Consider the following 20,071-nt stretch of genomic DNA (forward strand, 5'->3'; position numbering starts at 1 on the left):
AGAATTCAGGGAAAAACAATAAGTTCACTTCGGTTATGCCGCTGCATTACTACGGAAAAGTCGCATGCAGATGCATAATTTTGCGCTATTAAGCAGGTACTGGAGAAAGCATGATTGACGATATGGAGCAAAATTTGCTGTTTCGTTACATGGGCACCCACAGTCCCTGGTGGCGGTTGGCAGCGGACAGCAATGCTCTGCATCTGGCCGCAAGCGAAAATGCTGATATCACACAAGTGGTCGCCCTGAGTGACGAGCAAGCCGACATTGTTCGTCAGTTGACGGTGATCACCTCCAGCGTCACTATGACCCTTTCTCTTTATGGTGTTGATGTCCCGCTCCATCTCGTGGGCCGCAAAATCAATAAAAAAGAGTGGGCAGGCACCGCTTCAGCGTGGAATGACACCCCTTCTGTCGCGCGCGATCTGGTACAAAGCTTGTCCTTCGCCGAACAGGTGGTATCCGAAGCGAACTCCGTCATTGTTATCCTGGATCAGCACGGTAATATTCAACGCTTCAATCGTTTGAGTGAAGAATATACGGGCCTGAAAGAACAGGAAGTCATCGGACAAAACGTCTTTAAACTGTTCATGAGCCGCAGTGAAGCGGCCGCCTCTAAGCGCAACATCTCGGGTTTTTTCCGTAACGGCAGCTCGTATGAAGTGGAGCGCTGGATTAAAACGCGCAAAGGCCAGCGGTTATTTCTGTTCAGAAATAAATTCGTGCACAGCGGCAGCGGTAAAAATGAAATCTTCCTTATCTGCTCGGGCACCGATATCACAGAAGAGCGTCGGGCACAGGAGCGACTTCGGGTTCTGGCGAATACTGACACCATTACGGGCCTGCCAAACCGTAATGCGATCCACGAATTAATCAGCGACAGCATTTCTCAGCGCGGTGAAACTCAAGTTGGGGTGGTGTATCTCGATCTCGATAATTTTAAGAAGGTAAACGATGCCTACGGGCATATGTTTGGCGACCAACTGCTGCAGTCCGTCGCATTAGCCATTTTAAGCTGTCTGGATGAAGGCCAGGTGTTGGCTCGTCTTGGGGGCGATGAATTTATCGTTCTGGCTACCGACACGTCACAGAGCACGCTAGAGGCGATGGCATCGCGTATCCTGACGCGCTTGCGTCAGCCTTTCCGCATCGGTCTTATCGAGATTTATACCGGTTGTTCGCTTGGGATCTCCCTTGCGCCACAGCATGGTACGGATCGCGAAAGTATTATTCGTAATGCGGATACCGCGATGTATACGGCCAAAGAAAGTGGCCGGGGCAAGTTCTGCGTATTCTCGCCGGAAATGAACCAGCGTGTTTTCGAATATCTGTGGCTGGACACCAACCTGCGTAGAGCGCTGGATAAGGATCAGCTCTTAATTCACTATCAGCCCAAAATAACGTGGCGTGGCGAAGTCAGAAGCCTGGAAGCGCTGGTACGCTGGCAGTCGCCGGAACGCGGCTTGATTCCACCCCTTGAGTTTATCTCTTATGCCGAAGAATCCGGGCTGATTGTGCCTCTTGGCCGCTGGGTCATGCTGGACGTGGTGCGCCAGGTCGCGAAGTGGCGTGACAAAGGTATCAACCTGCGCGTCGCCGTTAACGTTTCAGCGCGTCAACTCGCCGACCAGACTATTTTCAGCGATTTAAAACAGGCGCTGAAAGATCTCAATTTTGAATATTGCCCGATCGATGTCGAATTGACGGAAAGCTGTTTGATTGAAAATGAAGAGCTGGCGCTGTCGGTTATTCAGCAATTCAGTAAGCTCGGGGCGCAGATCCATCTTGATGATTTCGGCACCGGTTATTCCTCTTTATCCCAGCTGGCCCGTTTCCCTATTGACGCGATTAAGCTCGATCAGGTATTTGTGCGTGATATTCACAAACAATCTATTTCCCAGTCTTTGGTGCGCGCGATTGTGGCCGTTGCTCAGGCATTGAATTTGCAGGTCATTGCGGAAGGCGTAGAGAGCGCGAAAGAAGACGCCTTTCTGACCAAGAACGGCGTCAACGAACGGCAAGGTTTTCTGTTTGCAAAGCCGATGCCCGCTGCCGCATTCGAGCGGTGGTTTAAGCGCTATCAGGCTAAAAAATTGCGCTAACTGGCTTTACGCACCCCGACAGCATTGTGGCGATTTTGCAGCATAACCAGGCGCTCCATATAGGCAATATCTTTTGGCTCCAGACAAAAAGCCGCTTCGACCCAGTCTTCGGTAATGTCCATCAGTTCACTGCGCGGCAGTTGCATGACCCGCTGCCGCGCACGCAGCATCGCCCTGACGCCATTGAGTTTGGGCTGTAAAGTATCGATAAACGTGCGGGTCGACACGTGGCCTTGTCCCGGCTCGAAAAGTACATCCACAAGCCCATATTGCTCATGCCATTCCGCGGTGTGCGATTCCCCTTTGTAGATAAGCTCCTCGGCTAGCTTCATCCCAGCGCGCCGCGCAACCAGCGAGTATCCTCCCATGCCGGGGAAGAGGTTAAACGCGATTTCCGGAAAACCTAACCGGGCATCACGCTGCGCCAGCACAAAATGGTGCGCCAGCGCCGCCTCAAACCCGCCACCGAGTGCGCTGCCCTCAACCATTGCCAACGTAATGGCTCCCGTATCAAAGCCTCGTGACGCCGCATGTACGCAGTCGACACAGGCGCGGGCGTAAGCACGTAACGCTTCGCGTCGGCCATTCTGGATACATTCAACGAAGAAACGGAGATCGCCTCCGGTATTGTACATATCGGGGACAAGCGAGCCTGTCACCCAAAAGTCCACAGCGTAACCAGATTGCCTGACCAGCCATGACATATTCATAATTTCTTCAATTAACGCATGATTAAAACAGGGACGTGGCTGGGCGCGGAGCAACATCCATAGGGTGCGTCTTTCTTCCTCGTAATATCCCGCGAGTTGTGTGAAACGTTCAGGGTCGGTGAACAGTTTACAGGTTGCTTGATCGATGACTGTCATAGTCTAAATCCTCATATAAAAAAGCGCGTTGCGCGCAGTTTTAGACTAATCCAGTGCCCATCGCCTCTGTATGCTGCGGGATAAATTTATCACTTTCATTTAGGTAATTTGGTTAGCGCATTTTTTCCCTTCTCTTTTGTTAGCAATTTCTGCATCATTGAAATTATTCACTTTTCGCTTGATGGGGAACTTCATGTCTGAGATTGACGCACAGAAAGTGGCGCAACGCATTGATACGGTGCTGGATATCCTGGTAGCCGGCGATTATCACTCTGCCATTCGTAATCTTGAGATTTTAAAATCCGAATTACTGGATCACACCTGCGCGGGAAATACCGCTGATTCAGCTCAGCCTAAGGCTCCGTGGGAAGTGTAATCCCCCTCATTTTAATAAGATTTATTTTTAACCAGCGGCGCAGGCCGTCTTAATATGGATGCTATGAATTCCCGACAACAACTTATTCTGCAGATGGTGATCGACAAAGGACGCATGAGTGTCGTCGAGCTCGCTAAAACGACCGGTGTTTCTGAAGTGACCATCCGCCAGGATCTCAACTTGCTGGAAAAGCAGAGCTATCTGCGACGTGCCCACGGTTATGCTGTCCCGCTCGACAGTGAAGATGTCGAAACCCGTATGATGAACAACTTCGCGCTCAAGCGTGAGTTGGCTGAGTTTGCAGCGTCGCTGGTCAATAATGGTGAGACCGTATTCATTGAGAATGGCAGCAGCAATGCCCTTTTGGCGCGCACACTTGCGGAACAAAAAGACGTCACCATTATTACGGTGAGCAGCTATATCGCCCATCTTCTCAAAGAGACACCATGTGAGGTAATTCTGCTAGGCGGTATTTACCAGAAGAAAAGCGAAAGCATGGTTGGGCCGCTGACTCGTCAGTATGTTCAGCAAGTTCACTTCAGCAAAGCGTTTATTGGCATCGATGGCTGGCAGGCTGAGACGGGGTTTACCGGGCGCGATATGATGCGTTCTGATGTTGTAAACGCTGTGCTCGAAAAAGGCTGTGAAGCCATTGTGTTGACCGACAGCTCCAAGTTTGGTGCCGTACATCCCTATACGATGGGTCCCGTATCACGCTTTAGCCGTGTGATTACGGATGAACGTCTGAGTGAGGCGCACCGCGAGCAATTACTCAGCGACGGCCTGATTGTCGATATTGTTAATAAAACTGCCTAACTCCCTGTACAACGCCCGTATTAGCGGGCGCCCCTTCTTCTGAGACAATTCCGAGCAATTCTTTAAGACTATTTACCTGTTGTTTAAAGGCTAAAAACTTAAAATTAATATTAGCGATATAACAGGAAGTGACTATCACCTGCGTGATTTTGTAACCACCTGCGCGACAAGGTTTCATGGAAAAAGATTCATAAGTATTCATATTGTCTATACTTAACAAACTTATTCCGTGAATCGATTATTCAGGAGAAAGTATCATGAGCTTAACAAGTAAAAAATTAACAGCAGCAGTTTTGGCAGTCACACTCGCAATGTCCCTGAGCGCATGTTCTAACTGGTCTAAACGCGACCGAAACACGGCGATCGGTGCAGGTGCTGGTGCCCTCGGCGGTGCAGTGTTAACTGACGGCAGCACGCTCGGTACATTAGGTGGTGCGGCTGTGGGTGGTATTATCGGCCACCAGGTGGGTAAATAATCTCTTATATTGCCGTTGCAATATTATTGGATTATTTCAGCGTGAAGTTGTTTGACTGACGCACATACAAAAAGCCACGGCATCTGCCGTGGCTTATTATTTATCCGCCCGCGAGTTTGACTTTCATCCCTTTCGCTTCAAGCAGCGACTTAATTAAATCGCGATTATCTCCCTGGATTTCAATCACGCCGTCTTTGACTGCGCCCCCGCAGCCACATTTTTTCTTAAGTTCGGCTGCGAGCTTAGCAAGCATAGCGTCATCCGCGTCGATACCTGTAATTAAACAGACGCCTTTGCCTTTCCGGCCGCTGGTTTGACGCTGGATACGAACGATGCCGTCGCCTTTAGGACGTTGAACAACCGCTTTGGGTTCGTCAATTCGACCGCTGTCGGTCGAGTAAACCAGACGACTATTAGAATCACTCATCCTGTCACCTTGCCCAGTGAAGCGTTAATCGCTTTTAAGGTTAGCGCAGGGTCGGCAGACTGCGTGACCGGCCGGCCAATAACCATGTAATCAACGCCTGCCGCCTGCGCCTCTTCAGGGGTCATAATACGCCGTTGATCGCCCGCGTCACTGCCCTGCGGTCGAATCCCTGGCGTGACCAGCTTGAAGTTGTGACCCAAGGCAGATTTAAAGCGCACGGCTTCCTGCGCTGAACAAACCACTCCATCAAGCCCACAATTTTGCGTGAGGCGCGCAAGTCGCTCGGCGTGCTCAGCAGGTGACAACGTCACACCCAAATCAAGCAGATCGCTTGCTTCCATGCTGGTCAACACAGTCACAGCAATAAGCAACGGCGCATCTTTTCCAAAAGGAATGAGTGCTTCGCGAGCAGCCGTCATCATTCGCGCCCCACCCGATGCATGCACGTTGACCATCCACACACCCAGGTCTGCCGCGGCAGCAACCGCATGCGCAGTGGTATTCGGGATATCGTGGAATTTGAGGTCGAGAAAGACGTCGAAACCGCGTTGCTGCAGATCGCGAACAATTTGCGGGCCAAACAGCGTGAACATTTCTTTGCCCACTTTCAGACGGCAGTCACGTGGGTCAATAAGATCGACAAAGGCAAGTGCGCTATCGCGATTGTTATAGTCGAGTGCGACAACAACGGGAGATTCGGTAACTACGCGGGAAGAAGAGGATGCAACAGACGTCATGACCAGCCCTTTTCGTCTATGGGCGCCGCAGTTGGCGCGGGATAGATAAACGGCGAGCATTCTACCTGCCCGCACCGCAAATGAACAGAATCGTTTTCTTTTCCTGCCAGACAACCCACCGCACGATGCTGCCAGCATAAAATCAGACTCAATAGTATGTTGTAACTAAAGTGAGGTGTTTTAAAAAAAATCACTGCCCATCCAGACCGCGGATTGGCTTAATGGTTGACCACGCACGACATGAAGGACAATGCCAGTAAAGCGTATACGCGGTAAATCCACACTTCTGGCAGCGGTAGCGCGGCTTACTGCGCACCTGCTCACCTACCATGTCGCGCAGCACCATCAGGCTCTCTTTCGCGCGCCCTTCTTCCGCATCGTTAAGGTGGTAATCCATCAATTTGTGGAAGACACGCATGGTCGGGTGGCGCTGTAACTGGCGGGTAATGTAGACCTGTGCGGTGTCGTTGCCTTCGTGTTGCTCGACCACGTCTGCCAGCATTAATTCTGCCATTGCGCCAGTGTTTTCTTCCACGCAGCGACGTAAGAAGGCAACCCACTCATTCGGTTTGTCGAGTTGTTGATAGCACGTTTGCAACATTTCAAGCGTTTCACTGACCAGTTCTTTGTCCTGATCGATGACGCGTAACAGGCATTCAACCGCTTTGGCAAACTCACCCTTCGCCATAAACACGCGCCCCATCATGATGGAGATTCGCGCACTGTTACGATCGGCAGAGGCTCCCTTTTTCAGCAATGTCATGGCTTTTTCCATGTCATCGCTGGCCATCTGCTGCAAGGCAAGTTCACAGTAGAAATGCGCAATCTCGACACGCTGCTTATCTTTGCCCAGTTTTACCAGGCGCTCGGCGGTGTCGATGGCTTTTTGCCAGTCGCTGGTTGACTGATAGATTTGCAGGAGTTGTTGCAGAGCGCTGACGCGAAATTCTGTTTCATCGACCAGTTGGCTAAACATATCTTCAGCACGGTCATAAAGACCCGCAGCCATATAGTCACGGCCTAACTGCTGAACAGCTAACAAACGCTGATCGTAGGTCAGAGAAGCGCTTTCCATGAGCGTCTGGTGAATGCGGATGGCACGGTCAACTTCGCCACGCGAGCGGAACAGGTTTCCGAGAGTGAGATGGGCCTCAACGGTTCCGGTGTCCTCTTTGAGCATGTCGAGGAACAGGTCTACCGCTTTATCCTGTTGGTTACTCAGAAGGAAGTTTACCCCCGCGACGTAATCACGGGACAGCCGGTTAGCCTCATCCTGCTTTGTTTGTTGCGCACTTCTGCGGCCCATATACCAGCCATAGGCTGCGGCGACAGGCAAAAGCAGAAACAACAACTCCAGCATATTCGATTATTCCTTCGCGACTGGCATACCAGAATTCACTGGTACGTCGGTTGCAGGCGCAATTTGATTTTCAAGACGTTTAATTTTGCGTTCAGCGCGCGCAAGAGAAACACGAATTTTAAGCCAGAAGAGACCACAAACTAACCAGCCAATAGCAAACCCGGCGGCGAATAAAACAGCAAGTAAGCTCGATACGCGATACTCGCCCTGTGCCAGCAGATAATTAAAAGAAACCAGCTGATCGTTTTGCGCGCCCAATGTGACCGAAATGACAAAAATCGCCAATACCAGTAAGAAAATGAGTAAATATTTCACATTACTTCCCGTTATGTGGTTTAAGCGAATAAAGAATGTTCAATTCACCGCAATCAGCCCTATAAACTATCATTTTAGCCGCGAGCGTGGAATGGGAAAAGTTGTACGTCCTGTCTGGATTTGTGGGCAAAACGTCGATTTTCAACCCTGAGGGTCATCCTGCTGACGTTCTGCGATCTCTTTGTTCTCTTCCGGAGGCGGCATCAGAGGCCCACAAAGCCGCTGGGCAATCCAGGTTGCCAACGTCACCAACAGCCAGGAGATGAGCGTTGCCACCACCAGATCGCGCGGCCAGTGCATCCCAAGAAGCAGACGGCTGCCCATGACGGCCGTGGCCCATACGAGCAAAATAGCGATCGTTACGGTACGCCGACGTGGCCACAATAATCCGACCGCCAGTAAAGCCCAACTGGCTGCAAACATCGTATGACCCGACGGAAACGCAAATCCGGTCTCTTTTTGCCAATGATGACGTAAGAATTTCGGAATATCCCGTTCCTCGGCCAGCTGTTCTTTAACCAAGTGTCCTCGGTCTTTACGCTTTAAATTGTAGAAGGTCTCTACCGGAACATGATGCGATTCTTCAAGCCACACGACGAAAGGACGCGGCTCCTGCACCTGGTCTTTTACCCACGACTTAATGCCCTGCCCGGCGACAATCGCCACGCCGAGAATCACAAAGAGCATAATGGCCGGACGCAAACGAAAACGCAGACACCACAGGAACCAGGCGCAAAGCACAGCGTGGGTAATGATTCCCCAGGGCTGAGTGACCGTCTCGGTTATCCAGTAGAGCGCTTTCAGCCAACGCTCATGATTTCCTGGGGTCCAGCTCCAGCCTGATACCCAGACGGCAACGGGCATAATAAGTAAGATAGCGGCGCCAGCAGCCGTGCGGCGAGCAATTGAAAGCATGATGTCTCCTTTTTCGCTAAGCTCAACAATCATAACTGAAATTAATGCATTGCGGGAAAATGTCGGATTGTGCGTTTAACGCGCGGACAGTATGCCCTCAACTAGGTGAACACTCACAGCTTGTGGCAAAATAGCAGGATACGAAAGCCGAAGGGCGAAAGACACGAAACGTGTCAGCATTCTCTGGAGAATCACATGCAGCTTAAACGCGTGGCAGAAGCCAATCTGCCGACACCATGGGGCGATTTCCTGATGGTGGGTTTTGAAGAAGTGGCAACCGGGCAGGATCACGTCGCGTTAGTCTTTGGCGATATTTCAGGACAAACACCGGTACTGGCTCGCGTCCATTCAGAATGCCTGACGGGCGATGCCTTGTTCAGCCTGCGCTGTGATTGCGGCTTCCAGCTAGAAGCAGCACTTTCTCAAATTGCAGAAGAAGGTCGCGGCATCCTGCTTTATCATCGCCAGGAAGGTCGTAACATTGGTCTGCTGAATAAGATTCGCGCCTACGCGCTACAGGATCAAGGTTACGATACCGTTGAGGCTAACCATCAGCTCGGTTTTGCCGCTGATGAACGTGATTTCACGCTGTGTGCTGATATGTTCAAACTCCTGGGCGTCGATGAAGTTCGTCTGCTGACGAACAACCCGCGGAAAGTGGAAATTCTGACTGAAGCGGGGATCAATATTGTTGAGCGTGTGTCGCTGATTGTCGGACGTAATCCAAAAAACGAACACTATCTTGATACTAAAGCCGCAAAGATGGGCCATTTGCTTAGCGAATGATTTATGTTGCCCGGCAGCGCTAAAACTGCCGGGCAACGACGCTATTAATTCAGCATATTACGAATTACATAGTGCAATATGCCATCATTCTGGTAATACGTTAGCTCCGTTGCAGTATCGATACGGCAACGGCATTCCAGCATTTCCGTTTGACCATCAGCGCGCGTGAGTTGCACCTGAACGGTTGCTCCCGGCTTCACATTTTGCAGATCGCTGATATCAATTCGCTCTTCCCCGGTCAGCCCCAACGTTTTACGTGTGACGCCCTGCTGGAACTCGAGCGGCAAAATCCCCATCCCAATGAGATTTGAGCGGTGAATTCGCTCGAACGATTCGGCAATGACGACACGCACGCCCAGCAAACGAGGTCCTTTCGCTGCCCAGTCTCGGCTTGAGCCAGACCCGTACTCTTTACCCGCAATCACGGCTAAAGGCGTGCCTTCCTGCTGGTATTTCATCGCGGCATCGTAAATAGCGACGACATCGTTACCCGGTAAATGGCGCGTCATGCCCCCTTCAATGCCGGGAACCATTTCGTTGCGAATACGGATGTTGGCAAAGGTCCCGCGCATCATGATTTCATGATTGCCGCGACGGGAGCCATAGGAGTTAAAATCGCGACGCTCAACGCCGCGGCCCTGGAGATAGCGCCCTGCCGGACTGTCCGCCTTGATGCTACCCGCCGGAGAAATATGGTCAGTCGTCACGGAATCTCCCAGCATGGCGAGGATCCGTGCGCCGTGAATATCGACCAGCGGTTTTGGCTCAGCTTCCATATCGTCAAAGAACGGTGATAAGCGGATGTACGTCGAATCGTTCTGCCAGCCGTAAGTGTCAGACCGCTCCACTTCGATGGTTTTCCATTCAGGCGTGCCCTCAAACACCTCCGCGTATTCTTTGCGGAACATATCCGTAGAGACCTGCTCAACCGCGCGCGCAATTTCCTGAGCTGACGGCCAGATATCCTTCAGATAGACCGGATCTCCTTTGCGATCGTGTCCAAGAGGATCGGTCGCCAGATTGATGTTCATATTCCCCGCAAGGGCGTAAGCCACAACCAGCGGCGGCGACGCAAGCCAGTTGGTTTTCACCAGCGGATGGATGCGGCCTTCAAAGTTTCGGTTTCCTGAAAGCACAGCGCCCACCGTCAGATCGCCCTGCTTAATGGCCTGCTCAATAGGATCGGGAAGCGGGCCTGAGTTGCCGATGCAGGTTGTACAGCCGTATCCCACCAGGTTAAAGCCCAGTTCATCCAGATAAGGCGTGAGTCTGGCCTGAGCGAGATAATCTGAAACCACTTTTGAGCCAGGCGCTAACGATGCTTTTACCCACGGCTGACGCTTCAGTCCCAGCGTAACCGCTTTTTTAGCCAGCAGCCCTGCCGCCATCAATACACTTGGGTTCGACGTGTTGGTACAGGACGTGATGGCCGCAATGACCACGGCACCGTCAGGAAGCTGATACTGATGCCCGTTCATAACATAGTTGACGGGGTTGCGGTCTTTTTGCGCCGTATTGAGTTCCAGCTCGGTACTGGCCGCAAAGGCTTTTGGCACATCATTCAGCGAGACGCGATCCTGCGGACGTTTTGGGCCTGCAAGACTGGCTTCGACTTCATCCATGTCCAGTTCCAGAGTGCTGGTAAATACCGGCTCATCGCCCGGGTTGCGCCACATTCCCTGCGCTTTGGCATACGCTTCGACCAGCGCGACCTGTTCATCGCTGCGCCCACTCAGACGCATGTATTCCAGAGTCACATCATCGATCGGGAAAAAGCCGCATGTTGCACCATATTCCGGTGCCATGTTAGCGATTGTCGCGCGATCGGCGAGGGGTAATGAATCAAGCCCATCGCCGTAGAATTCTACAAACTTGCCCACAACACCGTGCTTGCGCAGCATTTGGGTGACGGTCAGCACTAGATCGGTGGCAGTGATCCCTTCACGCAGTTTGCCCAACAGTTTAAATCCCACCACATCCGGGATAAGCATCGAAACTGGCTGTCCCAGCATCGCCGCTTCCGCTTCGATACCGCCAACACCCCAACCCAACACACCCAGCCCGTTGATCATCGTAGTGTGGGAGTCGGTTCCTACCAGCGTATCCGGATAGGCGATCCACTCTTTATCCTGGAGTTCGCTCCAGACCGCTTTGCCAAGATATTCCAGGTTGACCTGATGACAGATTCCGGTGCCCGGTGGCACTACGCTGAAGCGGCTAAAGGCCTGCTGGCCCCATTTCAAAAAGACATAGCGCTCGTGGTTACGCTCCATCTCCAGACGGACGTTTTCTTCAAAGGCGTCATCATCACCAAAATGATCAACCGTCACCGAGTGGTCGATAACGAGATCGACGGGAGAAAGCGGATTAACTTTGGCGGTGTCTCCGCCCAGACGTTTGACGGCTTCGCGCATGGCAGCTAAATCTACAACAGCCGGCACGCCGGTGAAGTCTTGCATCAGTACCCTGGCCGGGCGGTAGGCAATTTCACGATCGGCATGGGCAGCGTTGAGCCAGCCCGCCAGCGCCTGAATGTCATCGGCGGTGACAGAGTCTTCATCCTGCCAACGTAAGAGGTTTTCCAGTAAGACTTTCAGTGACTTGGGTAATCGCGAAATGTCACCAAGTGTTTTGGCGGCCAGCGGCAAGCTGTAGTAATGATAGGTCTTGTTCTCGGCTTGCAACGTGTCCTTACAGGCTTCGCGTAGGGTGAACGACATAAGCTCCTCCTTAATTACAGGGATACCCCGACAATCATCGGGGCCGTAATTAAAGATAACACAAAGATGTCGTAACGTTTTGATAACAACCCAAATTGACAAATTGGGTTGTGGGTCAGCATTGAGATAAAACAAAAAACCTCGCCGCAGCGAGGTTTTAGATTTAGTTTAGGGCCAGCCAGATAAGCTGACACCAGAATAGAGTGGAGACGGTAAACGCGCCCATCCACGACCAGTATTTAACGTTTTGTAGAGTATTCATCATCGGACACCAGATATTCTATTTATTTGCTCGGTCGGGGTATAACCCGATTCTTTATTACTGATATGTATTTATTAAATAGTACAAAAGTGCACGCGGCATTGCCTGAAGGAACCCGGTTAACCCGGTATCAATTATTGTTTCTTTGGTTCGTCTTCTGCGAACGTATCAATAAAAGCTTGCTGCTGAGCAGAAAGCTTCCAGGATTCTGGAACGCTGGTTGAAGGCTCTTTACGCGCGGTAGGATTACTGTCACCTGGTTGACACAGTTTTTTCACCGGTTCGATACGCATTTGAGTTGCCATATTCATCCCCAATATTTCCAGACCAGTAACGCCACCACCACCCAGAACAGGGTGGAGCCAAGAAACACCGCCAGCCAGGCTTTACGCTTAAACGCGGAATCCCTCTGCGGTTCTTCACTTCCTGACGGCATTGCTAACCTCATACAATCGATTTCGCTTATCATTTTGATACCAAACAATCGGTACAACTAATCATGAGTTGAGATAAATCCTAAAGAAACTTTAGTCGAAAAGCTAGTGAATTTACGAACGTTTTCCAGGGAATTAGTTAATCTTTTGACCAGAAATAAATAATTGAAACGAGGAATTTGCGAAGTGGGAATTTACTTTCTACTTTTGTCGCAATTTCGCGACAGTTTTTACAATAAACCGGTAATGTTTATCCGGTTATATGTTCAGGGAGATGGAGATGATGATAATTCTAATTTAGCTTTAGGGCATTATTTCGGTATCTTCCCGGGCGGGAAGATACCGGATGTCATTATTTTTCCGGGAGCTTAATATCCTGGAACATTGCTTCAATATCTTCATTTGAGCGCAACGCGACGGCAGTATCGACAACATCACGCGTTAAATGCGGCGCAAAGCGTTGAATGAAATCGTACATATAACTTCTCAGGAATGTACTGCGACGGAAGCCAATTTTAGTCGTGCTGTGGCTAAAGACATCGTGCGCATCCAGACGAACCAGGTCGGGATCTGAAACCGGGTCTACCGCCATGCTTGCAATCACCCCAACACCGAGGCCAAGACGCACATACGTTTTAATTACGTCAGCATCCGTGGCGGTGAACACAATACGCGGCGTTAAGCCCGCACGATTAAAAGCTGTATCAAGCTCTGAGCGTCCGGTGAAACCAAAGGTGTAGGTGACCAACGGATACTGCGCCAGCTCTTCAATCGTTACCGATCCCTTCCCTGCCAGCGGATGATCCGGCGTCACCACTATCGAACGATTCCAGTGATAGCACGGCAGCATCACCAGATCGTCATAGAGGTGAAGCGCCTCAGTCGCGATAGCAAAATCAGCGTTACCTTTAGAAACCGCTTCGGCAATTTGCGTCGGTGAACCCTGATGCATATGAAGTGACACGCGGGGATAGCGCTCGATAAAGCCTTTAATCACCCCCGGCAATGCATAGCGCGCTTGCGTGTGGGTCGTGGCGATATAGAGAGACCCTTTATCAGGCCAGGTATGTTCGCCGGCGACAGATTTAATCGCATCAACTTTTGACAGTACTTCCCGGGCGATACGAATGATTTCCTGACCCGCAGGCGTCACCTGCGTCAAATGCTTACCGCTGCGGGCAAAAATCTGAATGCCCAACTCATCTTCCAGCATGCGGACCTGCTTACTGATGCCGGGTTGAGAGGTATAGAGACCTTCTGCAGTCGAAGAAACGTTAAGGTTGTGATTAACCACCTCAACGATATAACGAAGCTGTTGTAGTTTCATGCCAGACCATCCGATTTAGCGTACACGGGCAATCGCTTAATACGATTTAATAATAAGAAAGGAGTTAACTATAACCACTATATCATTTATAGCCTGACTGTATAGTACGGAACAAAAAATAATAAGCGCGCAATAAAAAAGGGCCGGAATCCCGGCCCTTCAAAGGTAAGTTGAGGTTATGAAAGATTATTTCTTACCTTCAACCCACTTTCCGTCAATAAAGAATGCTGACCATCCGGTCGCTTTACCTTCTTTCTCAGCAGACACATATTGCTGCTTCGTTTTACGGCTAAAGCGGACAACGGTTTTATTCCCTTCCGGATCCTGCTGTGGCGCGTCGGCCAAATAACGCAGTTTTTCCGGTAAACGATCGCGGAAACGATACAACTCTTCCACCAGCGGCGCACGGGTTTCGCGCGATTTAGGGAAGGTGTTCGCAGCAAGGAAGACCCCTGCAGCACCGTCACGCAGAACAAAATAAGCATCAGACTTTTCACACGGCAATTCTGGCAGCGGGACCGGATCTTCCTTCGGAGGAGCCACTTCACCGTTACGCAGTATTTTACGCGTGTTTTTACATTCTTCGTTGGTACAGGCCATGTACTTCCCGAAGCGCCCCATTCTCAGGTGCATTTCAGAACCACACTTCTCGCACTCCACGATAGGGCCGTCATAGCCTTTGATGCGGAACTCGCCCTCTTCGATCTCATACCCGTCACACGTTGGGTTATTACCGCAGACATGCAATTTACGCTTCGGATCGATCAGATAGCTGTCCATCGCGGTGCCACATTTCTGGCAACGACGCTTCGCGCGCAACGCGTTGGTTTCGGCGTCATCACCTTCCAGAACGTTGAGAACTTCGTTCTCTGGCACCAGATTAATGGTGGTTTTGCAACGCTCTTTTGGCGGTAAAGCATAACCTGAACAACCGAGGAACACCCCCGTCGTCGCGGTACGAATCCCCATCTGACGGCTGCAGGTTGGACAGTCGATGCTGGTCAGCACCATCTGGTTAGGCTGCATGCCCCCTTCTTCCGGATCTTTCTCGGCTTTTGCCAGCTGCTCGGTAAAATCACTGAAGAAACTATCCAGAACATTTTTCCATTCAGCTTGATGGTTCGCCACCTGATCCAGACGGTCTTCCATCTGCGCGGTGAAATCGTAATTCATCAGCTCGCGGAAATTAGCTTCCAGACGGTCAGTGACAATCTCCCCCATTTTTTCAGCATAAAAACGACGGTTTTCAGCGCGGACGTAACCACGATCCTGAATGGTCGATATGATCGACGCATAGGTCGACGGGCGACCAATACCGCGTTTTTCAAGCTCTTTAACCAATGAGGCTTCACTAAAACGTGCAGGCGGCTTGGTAAAGTGCTGAGCCGGAAGGAGTTCAGTCAACGAAAGCTCATCGCCTTTGTTTACCGGTGGCAAAATACGATCTTCATCGCCTTTGCGCAGCGCAGGCATTACTTTCGTCCAGCCGTCGAAGCGCAAGATGCGACCACGAGCTTTAAGACGGAAATCGCCAGCGCCGACGGTCAGCGTGGTGGAATCATATTTCGCAGGATTCATCTGACAGGCAACAAACTGGCGCCAGATCAGCTGATAAAGCTTTTGTGCGTCGGTTTCCATATCTTTCAGAGATTCGGAAACAACGGACACATCAGAAGGACGAATTGCTTCGTGCGCTTCCTGAGAATTTTCTTTGCTTGCGTACTGGTTCGCACTTTCCGGCAAATATTTCTTACCGAAGTTTTCACCGATGTAGTCACGCACCATGGTGACGGCATCCTGGCTCAAATTCGTCGAGTCAGTACGCATATAGGTGATGTAGCCCGCTTCATACAAACGCTGCGCCATCATCATGGTTTTCTTCACACCAAAGCCCAGACGAGTACTGGCCCCCTGCTGCAAAGTGGAGGTGATGAATGGTGCGCCAGGTTTGCTGCTGGTCGGTTTATCTTCACGCTCAACGACCTGATAACGTGCCTTTTCCAGTTGCGCAACTGCAGCCATGGTATGGTCGCGATTAACAGGACGGAACGGTTTGTCATTTTCGTGAGTGACTTGCAGCGGCAGCGCATCACCGGCAGGCGTGGTGACGTTCGCATCAATTTCCCAGAACTCTTCGGGTACAAACGCTTTAATTTCGCGTTCACGTTCGACAACTAAACGCACCGCAACAGATTGTACGCGGCCTGCGGAAAGTCCACGGGCGATCTTTTTCCACAGCAGTGGTGAGACCATATAACCCACAACGCGGTCCATAAAACGACGCGCCTGCTGGGCATTTACACGGTCAATATTCAGTTCGCCCGGCTTTTCAAACGCCTGACGAATCGCATTCTTGGTTATCTCGTTAAAGACAACACGGCTGTAACGTGTTTCATCACCACCAATGATTTCCCGCAGGTGCCACGCAATGGCTTCCCCTTCGCGGTCAAGGTCGGTTGCGAGATAAATGTGGTCAGCTTTTTCTGCGAGCTGCTTCAGCTCATTGACGACTTTTTCTTTGCCTGGAAGCACTTCGTACTGTGCTTCCCACTCGTGCCATGGATCGACACCCATACGGTTGACGAGCGCACTACGTTCATCCTTTTTAGGCTTTTTAGCCCCTTTGGTGGAGGTAGAGTCTGCGCTCTTTTTACTGGCTGAGCCACTGGTCGGCAAATCGCGGACATGACCAACGCTGGACTTAACCACGTAGTCATTGCCCAGATACTTATTGATCGTTTTGGCTTTTGCCGGGGACTCAACGATGACGAGAGCTTTACCCATATTCACCTTTACCTAATTTAATTCTTCCAGGAATACGCCGCACGTTGATTCCCCTTCCACTGGCGACGTGCTTTTTATATTGCATCGTTACCAGGGGATATCAACCCTATTTCTTACCAGACGCCGAAATTTGAACATCCAGGTGATTGAGATATCGGGCATTTTTACTTACATCAAAATGACTATGCGACGGACTTTCGGTCGAATGTCAAGCAATTCTGTTGCCAGATTGACGAAAGCGCACACTGTACCTGATAAAATCTGTTACGCAACTTTATTAGCATGCAAAAACAAATCACGCCAGCTTTGCCCCTGCGCTGTAGCCCCTCGATTTACAGGGAAAATTTGCCCATGGAGAGTGTCCGGCGTAGACTAAAGCCACTTTTTAAGGAGTGGAATATGCAGCAAAATAGCCAACCTATCGATCGTGAAACTTTGCTTATTGAAGCGAACAAACTGATTCGTGACCACGAAGATACCCTGGCGGGAATTGAAGCCACCGGCGTTGAGCAACGTAATGGTGTGCTGGTGTTCAGCGGTGAATACTTTCTTGATGAGCAAGGTTTGCCCACCCCCAAGAGCACGGCAGTATTTAACATGTTCAAATACCTGGCCCATGCGCTCTCAGAGAAATATCACCTGATCGATTAAACGTAAAACGCGAGGCAAATGCCTCGCGTTTCTTTTTAACGTCGTTTACAGCAGCGGCTTTTGCCCGCGCTGCAACCAGCGCAACAGAAGACGATCCGCGCTATCGGCGGCACTGTTCGTAAAGCGATCCAGCAGTCGTTTACGCTGAGTGAAACGCACGCCAACCAGTTCGCGCCCGTCCATTAAACTCAGTAGCAAATCGTCGCTCGTGCCGACCTCGTCCACCAGTCCTTTCTCCTGCGCCTGGATGCCGTACCAGTGTTCACCTGTCGCCACCTGATCAATATCCAGCGAAGGACGCATGCGATGCACAAAATCTTTGAACAGATGATGGGTTTCATTGAGGTCTTCACGAAACTTCTGACGACCCTCTTCGGTATTTTCACCGAGCAGCGTCAGCGTCCTTTTGTACTGCCCGGCAGTGTGCAGCTCAATATCGATCTCTTTATTTTTCAAGAAGCGATTGAAGTTAGGGATCTGCGCGACCACGCCTATTGACCCCAGGATGGCAAAGGGAGCCGCCACGATTTTGTCGGCCACGCAGGCCATCATATATCCGCCGCTCGCCGCCACTTTGTCTACCGCTACCGTTAACGGAATCTGTTTATCACGCAAACGCTGTAACTGCGACGCCGCCAGACCGTAACCGTGAACAACGCCACCCGGGCTTTCTAACCGCAGAACGACCTGATCCTGCGATTTGGCCACGGCCAAAACCGCCGTCACTTCTTCGCGTAACGATGACACTTCATGCGCATCCATACTGCCTTTAAAATCCAGAACATAAACGCGTGGTTTGGTAACTTCCTGTTGCGCCTGTTTAGCGTTCGCTTTTGCCGCTTTCGCTTCCAGCTTGTGCTTTTTCTTTTGCGCTTTATGCCACATCTTTTGCTGATGACCATCCAGCAAAGAGACCGACATGTCTTCCTGCATCTCCTTATACTGCTCACTTAAGCGGGTAATACGTAACTCGCCGCGCTGACGCTTGCGCTGCGTCAGATTCACGAGCAGGACCGCAATGGCGATAATCGCGATGACGACCGTCGCGATTTTGGCCAGAAACAAACCATATTCAGAAAGTAATTCCACGTGTTCCACCTTGATTTAACCACGAATCTTTCCCGACCAGTGTACAACAGCCATCGTCAGGCGTCTCGCCCGCAACAATGCCCGTGCGAGCGACTTTCAGGAATAGGCGACTATGGAGGAAATAGTTGCAAATTGTTAATTTCGAAGCGTTCTCTCCTGTAGACTGATTGAAATCATGCGCCGTTTCGGGCATAAAACCGAAAAGCGAACAAAAAGCAGGCGCAGCCGATGTGTTCAGCGCCGCAGGAGTCACCGTGCACTATCAACCGAAAAAAGATTTACTGCAAAACCGCATCATCCTTGTCACGGGCGCCAGCGACGGTATTGGTCGCGAGGCCGCGCTGACCTACGCCCGTTACGGCGCCAGCGTAGTGCTGCTGGGCCGAAACGAGGACAAATTACGTAGCCTGGCTGACGAAATTACTGAAATCAGCGGCACGCCGCCTCACTGGTACATCCTGGATTTATTGTCTTGTACGCAAGAGTCATGCCGCGAGTTAGCCCAGCACATTGCGCGTGATTATCCGCGCCTTGACGGGGTGTTGCACAATGCCGGTTTACTCGGCGAAGTTCGTCCCATGGATGAGCAAAACGCCGAAACCTGGCAACAGGTTATGCAGGTGAATATCAACGGTACGTTTTTCCTGACTCAGGCCCTTCTTCCTTTATTACTAAAGTCTGATTCCGGGTCTCTGGTCTTTACATCATCGAGCGTGGGCCGTCAGGGCCGCGCAAATTGGGGCGCGTATGCAGTATCGAAGTTTGCCACCGAAGGTATGATGCAGGTCCTGGCGGAGGAATATCAAAGCCGCCATTTGCGCGTCAACTGCATCAATCCGGGTGGTACGCGCACTAAGATGCGTGCCAGCGCTTTCCCTTCGGAAGACCCGCAAAAACTCAAAACGCCAGCGGATATTATGCCGCTTTATCTGTGGTTGATGGGCGATGACAGTCGTCGTAAAACCGGAATGACCTTTGATGCCCAGCCGGGCCGTAAGCCAGGAATTTCTCAATGAGTGAAGATCGCCACCAGCAACGCCAGCAACGACTGAAAGAACAGGTTGACGCCCGCGTCGCTGCAGCCCAGGACGAGCGCGGTATCGTCATTGTGTTTACCGGAAATGGAAAAGGGAAAACGACAGCGGCTTTTGGGACCGCCACGCGCGCCGTCGGTCACGGCCAGAAAGTGGGTGTGGTGCAGTTCATTAAAGGTGAATGGCCCAACGGCGAGCGCAATCTGCTTGAGCCTCACGGCGTGGAATTTCAGGTCATGGCGACCGGGTTTACCTGGGATACGCAAAACCGCGAAAGCGATACTACAGCCTGTCTTGCCGTGTGGGAGCACGCCAAACGGATGCTTGCCGATCCGCAGCTCGATATGGTGTTGCTCGATGAGATCACCTACATGGTGGCCTACGATTATCTGTCACTCGAAGAGGTATTGGCTGCACTGAAAAATCGCCCCTCACACCAGACGGCCATCGTCACGGGACGCGGATGCCACCGGGAGATTCTGGACTATGCGGATACGGTCAGTGAGCTTCGCCCTGTTAAACACGCATTTGACGCGGGTATAAAAGCGCAGATTGGGATCGACTACTAGATAAGAAAAAACCCGGCGATGCCGG

General features: G+C 51.1%; 21 protein-coding genes. 8 read left to right on the forward strand and 13 right to left on the reverse strand.

Annotated features, from left to right (window positions below; translation table 11 throughout):
- The first annotated feature begins 110 nt into the window (after positions 1-110).
- Positions 111-2,102 (forward strand): cyclic di-GMP phosphodiesterase, encoded by a 1,992-nt coding sequence (gene pdeR / locus AC07RN_RS06655; RefSeq protein WP_012017571.1) that lies wholly within the window; start codon positions 111-113, stop codon positions 2,100-2,102.
- On the opposite strand, the gene AC07RN_RS06660 is transcribed toward pdeR, so the two are convergent.
- Positions 2,099-2,968, reverse strand: a complete 870-nt coding sequence (locus tag AC07RN_RS06660; RefSeq protein ID WP_478335933.1) for a crotonase/enoyl-CoA hydratase family protein — start codon at positions 2,966-2,968, stop codon at positions 2,099-2,101. The genes pdeR and AC07RN_RS06660 overlap by 4 nt on opposite strands.
- 193 nt (positions 2,969-3,161) lie before the next feature.
- On the opposite strand from AC07RN_RS06660, the gene AC07RN_RS06665 reads away from it, so the two are divergent.
- From AC07RN_RS06665 to osmB, 3 genes are all read left to right on the forward strand, one after another.
- Positions 3,162-3,344, forward strand: coding sequence for a YciZ family protein (locus AC07RN_RS06665; RefSeq protein WP_478335934.1), 183 nt, complete (start codon positions 3,162-3,164; stop codon positions 3,342-3,344).
- A gap of 63 nt (positions 3,345-3,407) precedes the next feature.
- A complete protein-coding gene (yciT, locus tag AC07RN_RS06670) occupies positions 3,408-4,160 on the forward strand; it encodes a DNA-binding transcriptional regulator YciT (RefSeq protein ID WP_041689662.1) in 753 nt (250 codons plus the stop codon).
- Between the two features lie 257 nt (positions 4,161-4,417).
- Positions 4,418-4,636, forward strand: a complete 219-nt coding sequence (osmB, locus tag AC07RN_RS06675; protein WP_012017575.1) for an osmotically-inducible lipoprotein OsmB — start codon at positions 4,418-4,420, stop codon at positions 4,634-4,636.
- Positions 4,637-4,736: 100 nt separating this feature from the next.
- On the opposite strand, the gene yciH is transcribed toward osmB, so the two are convergent.
- The 5 genes from yciH to pgpB form a co-directional block, all read right to left on the reverse strand.
- Entirely contained in the window at positions 4,737-5,063 is a 327-nt protein-coding gene (gene yciH / locus AC07RN_RS06680) for a stress response translation initiation inhibitor YciH (protein WP_478335935.1), read from the reverse strand.
- Positions 5,060-5,800: an orotidine-5'-phosphate decarboxylase gene (gene pyrF, locus AC07RN_RS06685; RefSeq protein WP_478335936.1), complete on the reverse strand. Its 741-nt coding sequence runs from the start codon at positions 5,798-5,800 to the stop codon at positions 5,060-5,062. Before pyrF ends, yciH begins: the two co-directional genes overlap by 4 nt.
- 190 nt (positions 5,801-5,990) lie before the next feature.
- Positions 5,991-7,160, reverse strand: coding sequence for a lipopolysaccharide assembly protein LapB (gene lapB / locus AC07RN_RS06690; RefSeq protein WP_012017578.1), 1,170 nt, complete (start codon positions 7,158-7,160; stop codon positions 5,991-5,993).
- A 6-nt stretch (positions 7,161-7,166) separates the two neighbouring features.
- On the reverse strand, positions 7,167-7,475 hold the full coding sequence (locus AC07RN_RS06695; protein ID WP_012017579.1) for a LapA family protein: 309 nt from the start codon (positions 7,473-7,475) through the stop codon (positions 7,167-7,169).
- Positions 7,476-7,616: 141 nt separating this feature from the next.
- Complete coding sequence (gene pgpB, locus AC07RN_RS06700) at positions 7,617-8,390, reverse strand: phosphatidylglycerophosphatase B (protein ID WP_478335937.1); 774 nt, start codon at positions 8,388-8,390, stop codon at positions 7,617-7,619.
- Between the two features lie 195 nt (positions 8,391-8,585).
- Here pgpB and ribA point away from each other — a divergent pair, with 195 nt between their 5' ends.
- The gene (gene ribA / locus AC07RN_RS06705) at positions 8,586-9,176 is read left to right on the forward strand and encodes a GTP cyclohydrolase II (RefSeq protein ID WP_012017581.1); all 591 of its coding nucleotides are present in this window, start codon (positions 8,586-8,588) and stop codon (positions 9,174-9,176) included.
- Positions 9,177-9,220: 44 nt separating this feature from the next.
- Here ribA and acnA read toward each other — a convergent pair whose 3' ends face one another.
- The 6 genes from acnA to topA form a co-directional block, all read right to left on the reverse strand.
- Complete coding sequence (gene acnA / locus AC07RN_RS06710; protein ID WP_478335938.1) at positions 9,221-11,896, reverse strand: aconitate hydratase AcnA; 2,676 nt, start codon at positions 11,894-11,896, stop codon at positions 9,221-9,223.
- A 163-nt stretch (positions 11,897-12,059) separates the two neighbouring features.
- Positions 12,060-12,158 (reverse strand): small membrane protein YmiC, encoded by a 99-nt coding sequence (ymiC, locus tag AC07RN_RS06715; protein ID WP_327063311.1) that lies wholly within the window; start codon positions 12,156-12,158, stop codon positions 12,060-12,062.
- 134 nt (positions 12,159-12,292) lie between these two features.
- Positions 12,293-12,469, reverse strand: a complete 177-nt coding sequence (locus AC07RN_RS06720; protein WP_190275392.1) for a hypothetical protein — start codon at positions 12,467-12,469, stop codon at positions 12,293-12,295.
- Positions 12,466-12,606: a YmiA family putative membrane protein gene (locus AC07RN_RS06725; protein WP_216979982.1), complete on the reverse strand. Its 141-nt coding sequence runs from the start codon at positions 12,604-12,606 to the stop codon at positions 12,466-12,468. The genes AC07RN_RS06720 and AC07RN_RS06725 overlap by 4 nt, the downstream gene beginning before the upstream one ends.
- Positions 12,607-12,944: 338 nt before the next feature.
- Positions 12,945-13,919: an HTH-type transcriptional regulator CysB gene (gene cysB / locus AC07RN_RS06730; RefSeq protein ID WP_012017585.1), complete on the reverse strand. Its 975-nt coding sequence runs from the start codon at positions 13,917-13,919 to the stop codon at positions 12,945-12,947.
- Between the two features lie 186 nt (positions 13,920-14,105).
- Positions 14,106-16,703 (reverse strand): type I DNA topoisomerase, encoded by a 2,598-nt coding sequence (topA, locus tag AC07RN_RS06735; protein ID WP_478335939.1) that lies wholly within the window; start codon positions 16,701-16,703, stop codon positions 14,106-14,108.
- 399 nt (positions 16,704-17,102) lie between these two features.
- Here topA and AC07RN_RS06740 point away from each other — a divergent pair, with 399 nt between their 5' ends.
- Positions 17,103-17,354, forward strand: a complete 252-nt coding sequence (locus AC07RN_RS06740) for a YciN family protein (RefSeq protein WP_041689419.1) — start codon at positions 17,103-17,105, stop codon at positions 17,352-17,354.
- A 45-nt stretch (positions 17,355-17,399) separates the two neighbouring features.
- Here AC07RN_RS06740 and sohB read toward each other — a convergent pair whose 3' ends face one another.
- Complete coding sequence (gene sohB / locus AC07RN_RS06745; protein ID WP_478335940.1) at positions 17,400-18,443, reverse strand: protease SohB; 1,044 nt, start codon at positions 18,441-18,443, stop codon at positions 17,400-17,402.
- A 254-nt stretch (positions 18,444-18,697) separates the two neighbouring features.
- Here sohB and AC07RN_RS06750 point away from each other — a divergent pair, with 254 nt between their 5' ends.
- Positions 18,698-19,459 (forward strand): YciK family oxidoreductase, encoded by a 762-nt coding sequence (locus tag AC07RN_RS06750; protein ID WP_478335941.1) that lies wholly within the window; start codon positions 18,698-18,700, stop codon positions 19,457-19,459.
- Entirely contained in the window at positions 19,456-20,046 is a 591-nt protein-coding gene (gene cobO / locus AC07RN_RS06755; protein ID WP_478335942.1) for a cob(I)yrinic acid a,c-diamide adenosyltransferase, read from the forward strand. The genes AC07RN_RS06750 and cobO overlap by 4 nt, the downstream gene beginning before the upstream one ends.
- The last annotated feature ends 25 nt before the right edge of the window (positions 20,047-20,071 follow it).

Source organism: Lelliottia sp. GFLA7 (genome assembly GCF_056490165.1).

What these genes read in the sequence shown, in the direction of transcription:
- cobO (WP_478335942.1), top strand. Translation starts at nt 19,456, where the DNA reads ATGAGTGAAGATCGCCACCAGCAACGCCAGCAACGACTGAAAGAACAG.
- ymiC (WP_327063311.1), bottom strand. Translation starts at nt 12,158, where the DNA reads ATGAATACTCTACAAAACGTTAAATACTGGTCGTGGATGGGCGCGTTT.
- AC07RN_RS06740 (WP_041689419.1), top strand. Translation starts at nt 17,103, where the DNA reads ATGCAGCAAAATAGCCAACCTATCGATCGTGAAACTTTGCTTATTGAA.
- pdeR (WP_012017571.1), top strand. Translation starts at nt 111, where the DNA reads ATGATTGACGATATGGAGCAAAATTTGCTGTTTCGTTACATGGGCACC.
- AC07RN_RS06725 (WP_216979982.1), bottom strand. Translation starts at nt 12,606, where the DNA reads ATGAGGTTAGCAATGCCGTCAGGAAGTGAAGAACCGCAGAGGGATTCC.
- pgpB (WP_478335937.1), bottom strand. Translation starts at nt 8,390, where the DNA reads ATGCTTTCAATTGCTCGCCGCACGGCTGCTGGCGCCGCTATCTTACTT.
- acnA (WP_478335938.1), bottom strand. Translation starts at nt 11,896, where the DNA reads ATGTCGTTCACCCTACGCGAAGCCTGTAAGGACACGTTGCAAGCCGAG.
- AC07RN_RS06720 (WP_190275392.1), bottom strand. Translation starts at nt 12,469, where the DNA reads ATGAATATGGCAACTCAAATGCGTATCGAACCGGTGAAAAAACTGTGT.
- pyrF (WP_478335936.1), bottom strand. Translation starts at nt 5,800, where the DNA reads ATGACGTCTGTTGCATCCTCTTCTTCCCGCGTAGTTACCGAATCTCCC.
- ribA (WP_012017581.1), top strand. Translation starts at nt 8,586, where the DNA reads ATGCAGCTTAAACGCGTGGCAGAAGCCAATCTGCCGACACCATGGGGC.
- AC07RN_RS06660 (WP_478335933.1), bottom strand. Translation starts at nt 2,968, where the DNA reads ATGACAGTCATCGATCAAGCAACCTGTAAACTGTTCACCGACCCTGAA.
- AC07RN_RS06665 (WP_478335934.1), top strand. Translation starts at nt 3,162, where the DNA reads ATGTCTGAGATTGACGCACAGAAAGTGGCGCAACGCATTGATACGGTG.
- lapB (WP_012017578.1), bottom strand. Translation starts at nt 7,160, where the DNA reads ATGCTGGAGTTGTTGTTTCTGCTTTTGCCTGTCGCCGCAGCCTATGGC.
- yciH (WP_478335935.1), bottom strand. Translation starts at nt 5,063, where the DNA reads ATGAGTGATTCTAATAGTCGTCTGGTTTACTCGACCGACAGCGGTCGA.
- cysB (WP_012017585.1), bottom strand. Translation starts at nt 13,919, where the DNA reads ATGAAACTACAACAGCTTCGTTATATCGTTGAGGTGGTTAATCACAAC.
- topA (WP_478335939.1), bottom strand. Translation starts at nt 16,703, where the DNA reads ATGGGTAAAGCTCTCGTCATCGTTGAGTCCCCGGCAAAAGCCAAAACG.
- osmB (WP_012017575.1), top strand. Translation starts at nt 4,418, where the DNA reads ATGAGCTTAACAAGTAAAAAATTAACAGCAGCAGTTTTGGCAGTCACA.
- yciT (WP_041689662.1), top strand. Translation starts at nt 3,408, where the DNA reads ATGAATTCCCGACAACAACTTATTCTGCAGATGGTGATCGACAAAGGA.